This window comes from Aeromonas sp. EU05-FHT14A05 (assembly GCF_058791175.1).
This window is the reverse complement of record NZ_JBYTDH010000005.1, coordinates 273318-288610: the sequence shown is the minus strand read 5'-3', so window position 1 is coordinate 288610 and position 15293 is coordinate 273318. Positions and strand designations below refer to the sequence as shown.

12 protein-coding genes are annotated in these 15293 nt (G+C 65.0%); 8 read left to right on the top strand and 4 right to left on the bottom strand.

All coding sequences use genetic code 11. From position 1 onward, the window contains the following. Positions 1–120: 120 nt before the first annotated feature. The 4 genes from AC3WR3_RS10050 (at position 121) to AC3WR3_RS10035 (ending at position 4860) form a co-directional block, all read left to right on the top strand. Positions 121–1644, top strand: coding sequence for an MltF family protein (locus AC3WR3_RS10050; protein WP_454009619.1), 1524 nt, complete (start codon positions 121–123; stop codon positions 1642–1644). Between the two features lie 204 nt (positions 1645–1848). Then, positions 1849–2814 carry a tripartite tricarboxylate transporter substrate binding protein gene (locus AC3WR3_RS10045; protein WP_492291778.1) on the top strand — a complete coding sequence of 322 codons (966 nt, stop codon included), beginning with the start codon at positions 1849–1851 and terminating at the stop codon, positions 2812–2814. A gap of 42 nt (positions 2815–2856) precedes the next feature. After that, a complete protein-coding gene (locus AC3WR3_RS10040) occupies positions 2857–3318 on the top strand; it encodes a tripartite tricarboxylate transporter TctB family protein (RefSeq protein WP_139434284.1) in 462 nt (153 codons plus the stop codon). A gap of 9 nt (positions 3319–3327) precedes the next feature. Next, positions 3328–4860, top strand: a complete 1533-nt coding sequence (locus AC3WR3_RS10035) for a tripartite tricarboxylate transporter permease (protein ID WP_139434283.1) — start codon at positions 3328–3330, stop codon at positions 4858–4860. A gap of 61 nt (positions 4861–4921) precedes the next feature. On the opposite strand, the gene AC3WR3_RS10030 is transcribed toward AC3WR3_RS10035, so the two are convergent. The 4 genes from AC3WR3_RS10030 to AC3WR3_RS10015 form a co-directional block, all read right to left on the bottom strand. Beyond that, the gene (locus AC3WR3_RS10030) at positions 4922–5587 is read right to left on the bottom strand and encodes a response regulator (RefSeq protein WP_202045868.1); all 666 of its coding nucleotides are present in this window, start codon (positions 5585–5587) and stop codon (positions 4922–4924) included. Beyond that, positions 5588–7171: an ATP-binding protein gene (locus AC3WR3_RS10025; RefSeq protein WP_202045869.1), complete on the bottom strand. Its 1584-nt coding sequence runs from the start codon at positions 7169–7171 to the stop codon at positions 5588–5590. Then, entirely contained in the window at positions 7168–8379 is a 1212-nt protein-coding gene (locus AC3WR3_RS10020; RefSeq protein ID WP_454009621.1) for an ROK family protein, read from the bottom strand. Before AC3WR3_RS10020 ends, AC3WR3_RS10025 begins: the two co-directional genes overlap by 4 nt. Before the next feature lie 104 nt (positions 8380–8483). Then, positions 8484–10151, bottom strand: coding sequence for a methyl-accepting chemotaxis protein (locus AC3WR3_RS10015; protein WP_454009622.1), 1668 nt, complete (start codon positions 10149–10151; stop codon positions 8484–8486). A 131-nt stretch (positions 10152–10282) separates the two neighbouring features. Between AC3WR3_RS10015 and AC3WR3_RS10010 the strand changes: the two genes are divergently transcribed. The 4 genes from AC3WR3_RS10010 to glpC all read left to right on the top strand — a co-directional run bounded on the left by AC3WR3_RS10010 (position 10283) and on the right by glpC (position 15217). Next, complete coding sequence (locus AC3WR3_RS10010; protein ID WP_492291777.1) at positions 10283–10738, top strand: YchJ family protein; 456 nt, start codon at positions 10283–10285, stop codon at positions 10736–10738. Between the two features lie 222 nt (positions 10739–10960). Then, positions 10961–12637, top strand: coding sequence for an anaerobic glycerol-3-phosphate dehydrogenase subunit A (gene glpA, locus AC3WR3_RS10005; RefSeq protein WP_492291776.1), 1677 nt, complete (start codon positions 10961–10963; stop codon positions 12635–12637). Beyond that, positions 12634–13911 (top strand): glycerol-3-phosphate dehydrogenase subunit GlpB, encoded by a 1278-nt coding sequence (gene glpB, locus AC3WR3_RS10000; RefSeq protein ID WP_247625996.1) that lies wholly within the window; start codon positions 12634–12636, stop codon positions 13909–13911. The genes glpA and glpB overlap by 4 nt, the downstream gene beginning before the upstream one ends. Before the next feature lie 103 nt (positions 13912–14014). Then, a complete protein-coding gene (gene glpC, locus AC3WR3_RS09995) occupies positions 14015–15217 on the top strand; it encodes an anaerobic glycerol-3-phosphate dehydrogenase subunit GlpC (protein ID WP_492291775.1) in 1203 nt (400 codons plus the stop codon). The last annotated feature ends 76 nt before the right edge of the window (positions 15218–15293 follow it).

Here is a 15293-nt window from a genome sequence, read left to right as displayed (position 1 = left end):
GGGAGGGGCTGCAGGCCAGATAGCTGGAATCGTGCTATTGGCTGGCGGCGATGAAACTCAAAGAGCTAAAGCGCCCCCTGCGCGGCACTTACACTCAGTAAAACGAGTGAGGTGATCGTCATGAAACGCTTATGGATTTTCCTTGTTTGGGTGCTGGGTTCCCTGCCACTGGCCTGGAGCGCCGAAGCGGACAAGGCGGCAGTCGAAGAAGAGGCGCGCAGCGCCCTCAGCTTCGCCAGCGAGGATCTCGCCAAACCCATGTTGGGAGACCTCGACGCCATGATGGAACGGCGCACCATCAGGGTGCTGACCACCTACAACAAGACCGGCTACTTCATCCACAAGGGGGTGCAACGGGGGGTCACCTACGACGCCTTCATGCAGGTTGAAAAACGGCTCAACGAGCAGCTGCGCAAGGACAAGGCCATCAAGCGCCACCTCAAGCTGAACTTCGTCTTCATTCCGGTCGCCCGGGAAAACCTGCTGAAGGCCCTCATCGACGGCAAGGGGGACATCGCCGCCGCCAACCTCACCATCACGGACAAGCGCAGGCAGCAGGGGGTGGAGTTCAGCGCCCCCCTCATCGAGAACGTGCGCGAGCTGCTCATCTCGGGGCCGGACTCCCCCAAGGTGGAGAGCGCCGCCGATCTCGGGGGCAAGAGTATCTATGTCAGGCCCTCCTCCAGCTACTTCGAAAGCCTGATGGCCTACAACCAGGCACGCAAGGAGGCGGGGGAACCCCTCATCGACATCCAGCCCGCCTCCGAGGTGCTGGAGGACGAAGATCTGGTGGAGATGGTCAATGCGGGCCTGCTCCCCTTCATCGTCATGGATGAGCACAAGGCCCGCTTCTGGCAGAAGATCTTCCCGGCTATCCGGATCCACGAAGAGCCCGTGTTCCGCGACGGCGGCATCATCGCCTGGGCGGTACGCAAGGAGAGCACCCAGCTGCTCGCCATGCTCAACGAGCAGATCAAGGCGCTGCGGGGCAAGGCCACCGGCGAGGCCATCCTGGCCCGCTACCTCAAGCAGAACAAGTTCATCAAGAGCGCCGCCGCCGAGGCCGAGCGCAAGAAGTTTCTGCAGGTGGTGGAGCTGTTTCGTGAATACGGCAACAAATACGACGTGGACTGGCTGCTGATCGCGGCCCAGGGCTATCAGGAGTCGGCCCTCAACCACAAGGCGCGCAGCCATGTCGGCGCCATCGGCATCATGCAGATCATGCCCGCCACCGGGAAAGGGCTCAAGGTGGGGGACATACGCCAGCTCGAGCCCAACATCCACGGCGGCGTCAAATACATGCGCTGGATGATAGATCACTACTACGCCGACGAGCCCATGACGGCCCTCGACAAGGCCCTGTTCTCGTTTGCCTCCTACAACGCCGGTCCCGCCCGGGTGGCGCGGCTGCGGGCCGAGGCCAAGAAGCGGGGGCTGGATCCCAATGTCTGGTTCCACAACGTCGAGTACGTGGCGGCCGAGAAGATAGGCCCGGAGACCGTGACCTATGTGGGCAACATCTACAAGTACTACATCGCCTACAAGCTGGTGATGGAGCAGTTGCAGCTCAAGGAGCAGGCCACCGACACCCTCAAGCAGCAGGAGAAGATGGGCGAGAAAGTCTCGGCGGCAGAGAAATCATAGGCAGCCAGGACCAATGCCAGTTGCAGGCGGGGCTCCCTCTTCAGCAGAGGCGAGCCCCGCCTCTTCTTAGGCAAAAAGAGCCCTTCTCCCCATGACCAGAATGAACAGAATGGGCAGAACAGCCTTAATAGCCATTACGGCCAGATTGTTTTCCAATCAGACACGATTAATTAACCTCTTTGCAACAATCACAAGGAGAACACCATGTTGCAAGGAACCTTCAAGCGCACCCTGCTTTGCTGCCTGCTGGGGGCCAGCCTCGGCGTCCAGGCCAAGATAGACGAAGTCCACTTCCTGATCCCGGGCGGCGCCGGCGGCGGCTGGGACAACACGGCCCGTGGCACCGGCGAGGCCTTGACCAAGTCCGGCCTCATCACCACCGCCTCCTACCAGAACATCTCGGCCGGCGGCGGCGCCAAGGCCATCGCCCACCTGATCGAGACCTCGGCCCAGTCCGACAAGACGCTGCTGATCAACTCCACCCCCATCATCGTCAAGTCCCTCTCCAAGGAGCTGCCGCAATCCTTCCGGGATCTCACCCCGGTCGCCGCCATCATCGCCGACTATCAGGCGCTGGCGGTCCCCCTGGACTCCCCCTATCAGAACTGGGCCCAGTTGCTGGCCGCCTATGAAGCCAATCCCGCCAAGGTGAAGATTGCCGGCGGCTCCGCCCGCGGCAGCCTGGATCACCTGGTGGCCGCCATGACCTTCAAGAATGCGGGGGCCGATGCCGGCAAGCTGCGCTACGTGGCCTATGACGCCGGTGGCAGCGCCATGGCGGCGGTACTGGCGGGGGAAACCCAGGTGCTCTCCACCGGCTTTGGCGAGGCGATGGAGGCAGTCAAGTCCGGCCAGATGCGGATCCTCGGCGTCACCGCCCCCGAGCGGATGCCGGATGCGAGCGAGGTGCCCACCTTCAGCGAACAGGGCAACCCCACCGTCTTTGCCAACTGGCGCGGCTACTTCGCCTCTCCCGACGTCAGCCCCGAGCAGTCCGCCGAGTTCGCCGCCCTGCTCAAGCAGATGTACGACAAGCCGGAGTGGGAAGTGGTGCGCGCGCGCAACAGCTGGATCAACCAGTATCAGGCCGGCCCCGAGTTCACTGCCTTCCTCAACAGCCAGGAGCAGCAAATTGGCGGCCTGATGCGTGAGCTCGGCTTCATCAAGTAACCCTCAGCCCGTGGCGGGCCAGGCCCGCCCATCGGAGTCATCATGCGACTGACCAAGGAAAGGTTCGGGGGGCTGCTGTTTTTGCTGCTCTCCCTCGCCTATGGCTATCACGCCACCCAGATCCCCGGTTACCCGGGGGACGAATATGAACCCTTTACCGCCAGCACCCTGCCCTATGCCCTGGCGGGTGTCGGGGTCCTGCTCTCCCTGATCCTGATCTGTTCCCCGGGAGGAGAGCGACTGGGCAAGGAGTCCGGCAACTGGCGGCTGGTGTTCGCCCTGCTGGGGCTGATGCTGGTCTATGGCCTGGCCCTCGGCTGGCTCGGCTTCCTCATCGCCACCATCCTGTTCCTCATCGGCGGCATCCTGCTGATGGGCGAGCAGAGCCTCGCCTTCGCCTGCAAGGTGAGCATCCCCTTCACCCTCATTTTCTGGGCCCTGCTGACCAAGGGGCTCAATGTCTATCTCGAGCCGGGTCGGCTGTTCACCCAGTTGCTGGGATAAGGAGAACCCATGTTAGACGGAATCCTGCAAGGGCTCGGCACCGCCATGATGCCCATCAACCTCTTCATGGTGGTGGTCGGCTGCTTCGTCGGCACCTTCATCGGCATGTTGCCGGGCCTCGGGCCCGTCACCGCCATCGCCCTGATGATCCCCATCACCTACGGGCTGGATCCGGCCTCCGGCATCATACTGATGGCCGGGGTCTATTACGGCTCCATGTTTGGCGGCTCCACCGCCTCCATCCTGATCAACACCCCGGGCTGTTCCGCCAGCATGATCACCGCCATCGACGGCTATCCGCTGGCCTGCAAGGGGTTCGCAGGCAAGGCGCTGGCCATCGCCGCCTACGCCTCCTTCGTCGGCGGCACCCTGTCGGCCATCTTCCTGATGGTGGCGGCGCCCCTGCTCGCCAAGGTCTCCCTCGCCTTCCAGTCGGCGGACTACTTCGCCCTCATGGTGCTCGGGCTCTCCGCGGTGGCGGCCTTTGCCGGCAAGGGCCAGGTGCTCAAGGCGCTGATCATGGCGCTGTTTGGCATCATGATCTCCACCGTCGGCATCGACCGCAGCGTCGGGGTGGACAGATTCACCTTCGGCCTGCCGGATCTGCGGGATGGCTTCTCCTTCCTGCTGCTGGCCATGGCCACCTTCGCCCTGGCGGAGATCCTGATGACGGTGCTGCGCCCGGGCAAGGATACCAGCAAGGAGGAGGCGAGCAAGCTGCAGCAGCTAGGCTCCCTCAAACTCAGCCGGGACGAGGTCAAGGAGATAGCGCCCCCCATCGCCCGCTCCTCTGTGCTGGGGTTCCTCATCGGCGTGCTGCCGGGGGCCGGCGCCACCATCGCCTCCTTCATGGCCTATGGCGCCGAGCGCAACTTCGCCCGCAAGGGCAAGCGGGACGAGTTTGGCAAGGGCAGCCTGACCGGCATAGCCGCGCCGGAAGCGGCCAACAACGCCGCCTCCAGCGGGGCCTTCGTGCCGCTGCTGACCCTGGGGATCCCGGGCTCCGGCACCACGGCCCTGATGCTGGGGGCCCTCATCGCCTACGGTATCCAGCCTGGCCCGCGCCTCTTCATGGAGCACCCGGACGTGTTCTGGTCGGTGATCATCTCCATGTATCTGGGCAACGTGGTGCTCTTGATCCTCAACCTGCCGCTCATTCCCTACCTGGCCAAGGTACTGCAGGTGCCGCGCCCCGTGCTCATTCCCATGGTGCTGCTGTTCTCGCTCATCGGGGTCTATCTGGTCTCCTTCAACACCATGGACATCTATGTGATGGTGCTGGTGGCCCTGGTGGCCATCGGCCTGCGCCTGCTGGACTTCCCCATGGCCCCCATGCTGCTCGGCTTCATCCTGGGGGGCATGCTGGAGGACAACCTGCGCCGGGCCCTGGTGATCAACGACGGCTCCCTGAGCTTCCTGTGGGAGCGCCCCATCACCCTGGGCTTCACCCTGGTCACCCTGGTGATGCTGTTGCTGCCGCTCTGGCAGTGGTGGCAGGCCCGTCGCACGCCGGTGGCGACCCTGCAATCCGACCCGACCTGATCCCAGTCATCACAAAAAGAGCGCCAACAGGCGCTCTTTTTTTTGGGTTGGAACCGGCCACTCACCGCTGGCGATAGCGCCGCTCCGGCCGCCCGACGGTGCCGTATTCGAGCTCGGGGCTCGCAAGCTGCTGACCCACCAGAAACTCCAGGTAGCGGCGCGCCGTGGTGCGGCTCACCCCGACCCGGTTGCCTATCTCCTCGGCGCTGGCCCCCTGCTGATCGAGAGCCGCCAGCACCCTTTGCAGGGTGAGGGCGTCTATTCCCTTGGGCAGGCCGCCCGCCGCCACCTGTTGCAGCGGGGTGCCAAAGAGCGCATCCACCGCCTGCTGATCGATGTCCGCCAGGGCGGCCAGGGCGGCGCGGCTCTGGCAATATTTATCAAGGGTGTCGCGCAGTCGCTCGAACACCACGGGCTTCAAGATGAAATCCACCACCCCGAGGCGCATCGCCTCCTGCAGGGCTGCGGCTTCACGGGCGGCGGTGAGCAGGATGACGTCGAGGTGGGCCCCGCACTGGCGCAGCTCCCGTAGCAGGGAGAAGCCCTCCCCGTCCGGCAGCCACACGTCCAGCAACACCAGATCCGGCTTGAGGATGGCTATCTGCTCTCTCGCATCGAACAGGGTGAGCGCCACCCCCAACACCTCGAACCCCGCCAGCCGCTGCACGAAGCGACGGTGGATCTCGGCAATGGCCGGATCATCCTCGACGATCAGGATCTTGATCACTCACACCTCCTTGGGAATGTAACAGACGACGCAACTTCCCTGCGCCGTGGCTTCGATGGTGATGGTCCCCTGCAGGGCATCCAGGGTCCTGCGCACCAGGGCGAGGCCTATGCCGTGGCCGGGCTCCGCCTTGCTGCTCACCCCGCGCTCGAACAGGGTGTCCGCCAGGGCGGGATCCACCCCACCGGCCCCGTCCTCCACCTCCAGGATGAGATCCTGGCCAAGATCGCTCAAAGAGACCCGGATCGGCTGATAGGGGGCGCCATGGCGGCGGGTCGCCTCGAAGGCGTTGTCGATGAGGTTGCCAAGCAGGGTCACCAGCTGGGAGCCGCTGACCCGGGCGGGGATGTCGTGCAGGCGGGAATCCGGGTCCACCTCCAGCACCAGTCCCAGCTCGTGGGCCCTGTGGTACTTGCCAAGCAGCAGACCCGCCACCTTGGGCTTGGCGATGGCCCCCATCAAAAAGCTCAGCAGGGTCTGCTCGGTGGCCGCCTCCCGGCCGATGAAGGCGAGCGCCTCCCGGGTGGCACCCAGCTCGATGAGACCGGCTATGGTGCCGAGCTGGTTGTTGTGTTCGTGGGTCTGCACCCGCAGCAGATCGCTGTAGGCCTGCACCTGGGAGAGCTGGGCACTGAGCTCGGCCAGCTCGTCCTTGCGCCGAAAGCTCGAGACGGCGCCAATCAGTCTGCCCTCCTGCACCAGGGGCAGCCGGTTGACGATGAGGGACTGGCCGTTGAGCACTATCTCCTCGTCATACTGGGGCCGGGGATCCTGGATGAGGGAGAGCATGCGGCTGCCGGGCAGCAAGCGGGTGACGGGCTGGCCTATGGCGGCCTGCGCGGCCCGCTCATCGAGGCGCAGCAGCCGGATGCCGTTGGGATTGAGGGAGGTGAGCCTCCCTTGCTCGTCTATGGTGAGTATCCCCTCGCGCACCGTGCGCAGGGTGCAGTCGAGCTCCGCATAGAGGCGCCCTATCTGCTCGGGCTCAAACCCCAGCAGGGCCCGCTTGTAGCGCTTGGCCAGCCAGGCCGCGGCGGCGCTGTTGAGCAGCACTATGAGGAGGGTCATGGCGAGGCCGAAACGCAGGAAACCCTGGAGGTCCGCCTCTATGTCCCGCACCAGATAACCGACCGAGACCACGCCGATGACCCTGCCCATCTCATCCCGGATGGGCCCCTTGCCGCGCACCGAGACCCCGAGGGAGCCCTGGGCGCGGGAGATGTAGAACTCCCCCTGCAGGGCACGGGCAGGATCGTCCCCCATCATGGGTTTGCCTATCCGGTCCGCATTGGGGTGCACCAGGCGGCGCGCCTCCTCATCGCCGATGACGATGTAGCTGGCACCGACCTCGGCCCGCATCCGCTCCACCAGCACGTTGAGCCGCGCCCGATCGACCCGCTTCACCCCGGCGATGACGCCGGGCTCACGGGCCACCAGCCGCGCCACGTCCAGGGCCTGATCCCCCACCTCCCGGTAGCGCTGCTCGGCGACATAGTAGTAGCTGGCCCCGCTCAGCAGCACCAGCTGCAGCAGGCTGACCAGGCAGAGCATGAGCAGGATGCGTCCTTGCAACCCCAGCTTCATGCCTCCCTGTCACCTCGCAACAGATCGAGCAGCAGGCTGCCATCCCGCAGGGCCTTGTGCACCTGCACCGAGGTGGGCTTGGTGGGATCTTCGTAAAAATGGGTGGACTCTATCTGCAGCCGCACCAGGTATTCCGCCGGCAGCTGGCTCGCCAGGGACTGATGCAGCATGGGGAACAGCAGCCGATCGGCCCGGGTGATCTCCCCCCCCAGCAGCAGCTTGCCCGGGTTGAGCAGGCAGATGAGGTTGGCCAGCACCCGGGAGAGCCGGCCCGCCGCCTGGTGCAGTATGTCCTGGCACAGGCTGTTGCCCGCCAGCGCCAGCTCGCACAGCTCGCGGATGTTGACGCTCGCCGGCAGATCGTGCTCCTGCATCCGCTCGCGCAGGTCCCGGTACTGGGCCTCCAGGGCCTGGTTGGTCACCAGCGTACAGGCACAACCGAAGCCGCCGCAGTAGCAGCGCTGACCATAGGGTTCGAGCTGCAGGTGGCTGAGATCCCCGAGCAGGGCCGACTCGCTCTCGATGAGCTGGCCGTTGACCACCATGCCCACCCCTATGTCGTTGTGGACGAACACCAGCACCGCATCGGCGCAGTTCTTGGCGGCGCCCCACTCCCGCTCGGCCTGGATCCAGGTGCGCACGTCGCCGCTCACCAGCACGGGTACCTCGAAGGCCTCTTGCAGGCTGGGCCCGAGCGGCCAGTTGCGCAGATCATAGAAGGGGAAGTGCTTGACCATGCCGGAGTGGCGCTCCACCTGCCCGGGCAGGCAGAGGGCGATGCAGGCCAGCCGCAGGGCCTTCTTCGGCAGGAAAACCTCGATGGCCCGCACCAGGCTGGCCAGCAGATCGTCGCGCTCCGACTCGCTGAACAGGTGACGATGACGCGCCAGGGAGTGGCCGGCGAGATCGAACAGGGCCATGTCCACGTAACCGCGGCCAAGACGCATGGAGAGAAACTGGAAGCGGCGTTCGTTGATGCGCAGCAAGGTCTGACGACGGCCACGGCCCACCGAGCTCTCGCCACAGGTGACCACCAGACCGCCATCGAGCAGTTCGCGGGTGATCTTGGTGATGCTGGCCGGTGAGAGGCCGGTCAAACGGGACAGATCGGTACGGGACAGTTCCTTGTGCTCTTCCAGGCTGGCGTAAACCAGGCCGTAGTTGAGCTGACGGATCAAATCGATACTGCCTTTCACGATCTCATTCATAGGGTAGGGGCTAACGAAAGGAACGAATGACGCGATTTTCCCACATTCTGCGCCGATCCCCAAATTTGCCGTCTGGAAATGACGTCCAGACGGCAAAAATGTGACTAGTAACGGAAGCGGGAGACGAGTTGACGCAATTTGTCACCCGTGCCGGCCAGGGCCCGGGTGGTGGTGTTGGACTCCCCGGCGGCCTCGGTCAGCTCGCTGACGATCTGCTGTATGGCCACCAGGTTCTTGTTGATCTCCTCGGAGACCGCATGCTGCTCCTCGGCGGCGGTCGCTATCTGGATGTTCATGTCGTTGATGGTGCTGACCGCCGTCACCATGCTGTCGAGGGAGCTGGCGATGTGGCTCGCCTCCTGCACCGTCTCCTGGCTGCGCGATTCGCTGGCCTGCATCACCTCCACCGCCTGACGCACGCCGCCCTGCAGCCGCTGCAGCATTTCGTTGATCTCCTTGGTGCTCTGCTGGGTGCGACCGGCGAGCGATCGCACCTCGTCCGCCACCACCGCAAAGCCGCGCCCCTGCTCACCGGCTCGGGCCGCCTCGATGGCGGCATTGAGCGCCAGCAGGTTGGTCTGATCGGCGATGCCGCGGATCACCTCCACCACGGATCCTATCTTGCCGGTCTCCTGGGCCAGCTGCTCGATGACACCGGAGGCGGTGTGCACCTCCTCCACCAGGCGGTTGATGCTGCCGATGGCGCTGCCCACCACCTCGCGGGCCGCATCGGATTCCCGCGCCGCGTCGCTGGTGGCCGTGGCCGCGTTGGAGGCGCTGGCCGCCACTTCCTGGGCGGTGGAGCTCATCTCGGTCACCGCGGTGACCACCTGATCCGTCTCCTTGCCGTGGCCTTGCATCTGCCGGTCGGCATGCTCGCTTAAGCTGTGCAGGCGATCCACGGCCCCCAACAGCTGATGGCTGGTCTCCCCGACCTGGCTCACCACCGACTGGATCCGCTCCACGAAGCGGTTGAAGGCGCTGGCCAGCTGGCCCACCTCGTCCTCGCTCTGCACCTTGAGGCGCCGGGTCAGATCCCCCTCCCCGTCGGCGATGTCATTGAGGGCCGCGACCGCATCCGCCAGCGGCCGGGTGACCCGGTTGCCGAGCACCACTGTTACCGCCAGGGTCACCCCCAGGATCACCAGAATGAGCAGCACGCTGCTCTGCAAGGAGCCGTGCATGTTCTCCTCGCGTTCGCTGCGCAGGGCCGCCAGCTCGGTGTCGATGTCATCTATGTAGAAACCGGTCCCCACCACCCACTGGTACTTGTCGAGCACCAGGTTGAAGGAGAGCTTGGGCGCATCCCGCCCGATGGAGGGCTTGTTGGTCCAGTACTCCGAGTAGCCATCCCCCTCACGGGCCGCCTTGACGATCTCCTGAATGAGGAAGGTGCCCTTGGTATCCTTGTCCTGCCAGCGGTTCTTGCCCTCCACCTCGGGGCGAGTGGGCAGCAGCAGGGTATTGCCCTGGAAGTCGTAGACGAAGAAGTAACCGTCACTGCCATAACGCAAGGGGCGCAGCAGCTCCTTCACCCGGGCACGGGCCTCCGGGCTGTCCGGCGCGGCATACTCTTTCTCGATGGCCGTCTTGGCGAGCATCAGGTAGCTGCTGAGCAGGGCCTTGCGCTCCTTGACCGCCTTGTCCCTCGCCACCACCAGCTCGGACTCCAGGTCACTCCTGGCCACCAGGTAGTTGCTGAGGTTGACCACCAGGGCCATCAGCAGCACGGGGATGGCCCCCAGCAACAGAATTTTCTGCTTTAGCGTCATCTTGTACTTCCTTTAGCCATTTTATTGTGGGTGCTTCGTTCCTGCTCGCTCAGCCATGGAGTGCTGGCCGAAGGGGGAGTGCCTTCGCTACAATCCCGCCACCTTCTATTATCGACCCGATGAACTGACCCATGAGCCAATGTCCTTGCGGTTCCTCTCTTTCCCTCGCCCAATGCTGCGGCGCGCTTCACGAAGGCCAGGCCGCCGCCACCACCGAGCAGCTGATGCGCTCCCGCTACAGCGCCTTCGTGCTGGGCTTGGGAGAGTACCTGGTCCACAGCTGGCACCCGGACTATCTGAACGGGCTGACCGCGGCCGACCTCTCATCGACCGACACCCGCTGGGATGGCCTCGAGATCCTCGCCAGCCAGGGCGGCCCCCTTGATGAGACCGGCATGGTGGAGTTCAAGGCCTGGTTTTGGGAGGGGGATGAGCGCCACTGCCTGCACGAGCGCTCCCGCTTCGTGCGCCACCAGGGGCGCTGGGTCTACACCGACGGCGAGCAGGATCCGGCGCAGCCCAAAGCGGGTCGCAACGATCCCTGCCCCTGTGGCAGCGGCAAGAAGTTCAAGAAGTGCTGCGGCTGACCCTCCCTATATGCCGCCATCCGGCCAGCCCGCGGGCTGGCCTTCCCCTCCTCTTCTCGCGCAGCCCCCTGCCCGCCTCGGCGGTGACGTGACCCTCATCACATTTCGCTCATCACCCCACATATAATGAGCGTTTACGAACATTAATTTGGCCCATATCAAACATTTTCAGCCAGACAGGCGCCACACTGGCCTCATCTGGAAGAGATGAGACGGGCAAGAATGAAAAGAATCACCACAGAAGTCGTCATCATAGGGGGTGGCGCCACCGGCGCCGGCATCATGCGCGACTGCGCGCTGCGCGGCATCGACTGCATCCTGCTGGAGCGGGACGACATCGCCGCAGGCACCACGGGGCGCAACCACGGCCTGCTCCATTCGGGGGCCCGCTACGCGGTGACGGATCCGGAGTCCGCCCGCGAGTGCATTCAGGAGAACCGCATCCTCAAGCGGATCGCCAGCCACTGCGTGGAGGCGACCGGCGGCCTCTTCGTCACCCTGCCGGAAGATGACATCAATTTCCAAAGCACCTTCATGGAGGCCTGCGCCCTGGCCGGTATCGACACCCGCCAGCTGGATCCCCGCGAGGCGCTGCGGCTCGAACCCAACGCCAACCCGGCGATGATAGGCGCCATCCATGTGCCGGATGGCACCGTCGATCCCTTCCGCCTGGCCGCCGCAAACGTCTTGGACGCCAAGGAACACGGCGCCCGCATCTTCACCCACAGCAAGGTGCTGGGGCTGCTCCGCACTCAGGATAGGGTGCACGGGGTCAAGGCCATCAACACCCGCACCGGTGAGGCGTTCGAGGTGGAGTGCCAGGAGGTGATCAACGCCGCCGGCATCTGGGGCCAGCAGATCTGCGAATACGCCGACCTCGGCATCCGCATGTTCCCGGCCAAGGGCTCCCTGCTCATCATGGATTACCGCATCAACCAGCTGGTGCTCAACCGCGCCCGCAAACCGGCGGATGCGGACATCCTGGTGCCGGGCGATACCATCTCCCTCATCGGCACCACGTCGAGTCGCATCGATTACCACAAGATTGACCAGCTCACCGTCGAGCCCGACGAGGTGGAGGTGCTGCTGCGCGAGGGGATCAAGCTCGCCCCCATCATGGCCCGCACCCGCTTGCTGCGCGCCTACGCCGGGGTGCGCCCCCTGGTGGCGGTGGACGGTGACGACACCGGCCGCAACATCAGTCGCGGCATAGTGCTGCTGGATCATGCCGAACGCGATGGTCTCAAGGGCTTCAACACCATCACCGGCGGCAAGCTGATGACCTACCGCCTGATGGCGGAGTGGGCCACGGATCTCGTCGCCAGCAAGCTCGGCAACAACAGGCCCTGCCGCACCGCCGAACTCAATCTGCCCGGCTCGCGAGATCCGGAGAAAGTCTCCGCCCCCGGTCTCTCGGTGCCGGTCGAAGGCTCGGCCCAGTACCGCCACGGCGAGCGGGTCATCGCCTTCTTCCGCGACAACCCCAAGGCCAACGCCCTCATCTGCGAGTGCGAGATGGTCACCGCTGGCGAAATCGAATACGCCCTGCGGGAGCTCGACGTGGACAACCTGGTGGATCTGCGCCGCCGCACTCGCCTCGGCATGGGTCCCTGTCAGGGGGAGCTGTGCGCCTACCGCGCCGCCGGCCTGATGCAGGAGTACGGCAAGGCCGATGGCCGTGAGGCCTGCGTCATGCTGCGCCAGTTCCTGGAGGAGCGCTACAAGGGCACCCGCCCCGTGCTCTGGGGCGATGCCCTGCGCGAAGCCGAGTTTACCTACTGGATCTACGAAGGGCTCTTTGGTCTGGGGGCGTGGACGACGCCCCACCTGGTGGCGGAGCCCCCCTTCCCCCTCGCCCGGACCCCGTCCAGCCCATCCAGCCAAGGAGTGCAGCCATGAAATTTGACACTATCGTGATAGGCGGCGGCATGGCAGGCCTGTCGGCGGCCCTGCGTCTGGCCGAGGCGGGCCAGAAGGCGCTGCTGATGGCCTCGGGCCAGAGCGCCCTGCACTTCTCCTCCGGCTCGGTGGATCTGCTGGAGAGCGAAGGCGACCCTCGCGCCGCCCTGCCCGCCTTTATGGCCGCCCACCCGGATCACCCCTACAGCAAGGTGGGTCTTGCCAGCATAGAGGCGAGCCTCGCGGATCTGCAGCGCCACTGCGCCCTGCAGGGCTTGCCCCTGTTTCGCCAGGAGCGCAACCACCAGCGCCTGACCCCCATCGGCACCCTGAAATCGACCTGGCTCTCCCCCGAGACCTGCGCCTGCGTCACGGAGGCGCCCGCACCGGACGTCCTGCTGCTGGCCACCCTCGAGGGCTTTCGCGACTTCCACCCGGCGCTGGCAGCGGCCAATCTGGCGACCCACTCGCGTTTCGCCCACAGCCGCATCCTGACCGGTGAAATTCGCCTGCCCCAGCTCGCCGCGTTCAGCCGCAATCCCCACGAGTTTCGCTCCGCCGACATCGCCCGCCTGTTTGACAAACAGCAGCACGACAAGCAGGACCTGCTGACGGATCTGGCCCGCGAGATAGGCCGCATGGTGCAGGAGTGCGGCGAGCCGGGCTGCCGCCATATAGTGCTGCCCGCCTGCCTGTCCCTGGGGCTGGTCGGCCCCCGTCTGGCAGAGCTGGAGCAGCGCACCGGCTGCACCATCAAGGAGGTGGCCACCATGCCGCCGTCCCTCATCGGGATGCGGATGCAGGAGGCCCTCAAGCGCCGCTTCCTGGCCCTCGGCGGCACCTTCCTCACCAGCGAGCGGGTGCTGGGGGCCCGCTACGAGGGCGACAGGGTGGTAGGCGTACACAGCCAGAATGGCGACGATCAGCTGTTCGAGGCGGACCACTTCGTGCTCGCCTCCGGCAGCTTCTTCAGCCGCGGGCTGGAGTCCCGCCTCGGGGGCATTCGCGAGCCCATCTTCGACGCCGACGTCCTGAGCCTCCCCGAGCGCGACGCCTGGGCCGGTCGCCGACTGTTCGACCACCACCCCTTCATGGGCTTCGGGGTCAAGACCGACGACCAGCTGCGGGTGCTGCGCGGCGGCAAGCCCCTTGCCAACCTCTATGGCGCCGGCAGCGTGCTGGCCCACTACGACCCCGTCAAAGAGGGCTCGGGCTCCGGGGTCGCCGTCGCCACCGGCTGGCAGGCCGCCGGCCATATTCTGGCGGAGGGCTGAGATGCCTCCCCTTCACTTCCTGACTGCGGGCAGCCAACTGCCCGTTCGACAATCCCATTGCCGCGTCCCTTGCGCTTTTTATCCGGCCCGGGAGGAGTAAATCATGCTACTGGATCACGCCAACCAAACCTTCGATCAGTGCATCAAATGCACCGTCTGTACCGCTTACTGCCCGGTGGCCAAGGCCAACCCCGCCTATCCCGGCCCCAAACAGGCGGGCCCGGATGGGGAGCGGCTGCGGATCAAGAGCCCGGAGCTCTTTGACAGCGCCCTCAAGCACTGCACCAACTGCAAGCGCTGCGAAGTGGTCTGCCCGAGCGGAGTGCGTATCGGCGACATCATCGCCAAAGCCAAGCACCAGTACAGCGGCTTCAAACCGGGAGTACGCGAGTTCGTGCTCTCCCACACGGATCTCATGGGCAGCATGTCCACCCTGATGGCCCCTGTGGTCAACTTCACCACAAGCCTCAAGCCGATGAAACTGGTGCTGGACAAGGCGCTGGGGGTCTCCTCCCACCGCGACCTGCCCAAATACTCCCAGGGCACCTTCCGCGGCTGGTACAAGAAGCAGAAGGCCACCCAGGCCAGCTATGCGCGCCAGATAGCCTACTTCCACGGCTGCTATGTGAACTACAACCACCCGCAGCTTGGCAAGGAGCTGGTGCAGGTGCTCAACGCCATGAACATCGGCGTGCAACTGCTTGCGCGGGAGAAGTGCTGCGGCGTGCCGCTGATTGCCAACGGCTTCATGGACAAGGCCAAACGCCAGGCGGCGTTCAACATCCAGCAGATGGAGAACTCCCTGCTCGGCAACGAGATGCCGCTGCTGGCCACCTCCTCCACCTGCGGCTTTACCCTGCGCGACGAATACCCCCACCTGCTGGAGCAGGACAACCACAAGGTGCGGGATCGCATCTCGCTGGTGACGCGCTTTATCTGGAACGAGTTCTACCAGGGCAACAAGCCGGCGATGAAGCCGCTCAATCTGCACATCGCCTACCACACTCCCTGCCACATGGAGAAGATGGGGGGCGTCATCTACACCCTGGAACTCTTGCGTGCCATTCCCGGGGTCAAGGTGACGGTACTGGAGTCCCAGTGCTGCGGCATCGCCGGCACCTATGGCTTCAAGTCGGAGAACTACGAAACCAGCCAGACCATAGGCGAAGGGCTGTTCGATCAGATAAACCGGCTGGCGCCCGATCTGGTGATCACCGACTGCGAGACCTGCAAGTGGCAGATAGAGATGAGCACCGCCTTCCGCTGCGAGCATCCGATCCATCTGCTGGCCCAGGCGCTGGCCTGATCTTCTTCCAACATCCCGCCGGACGGCCCGTTCATCAAAGGGGCCGACGGGTAAAAACCTGGCAAAAGAAGAGCCG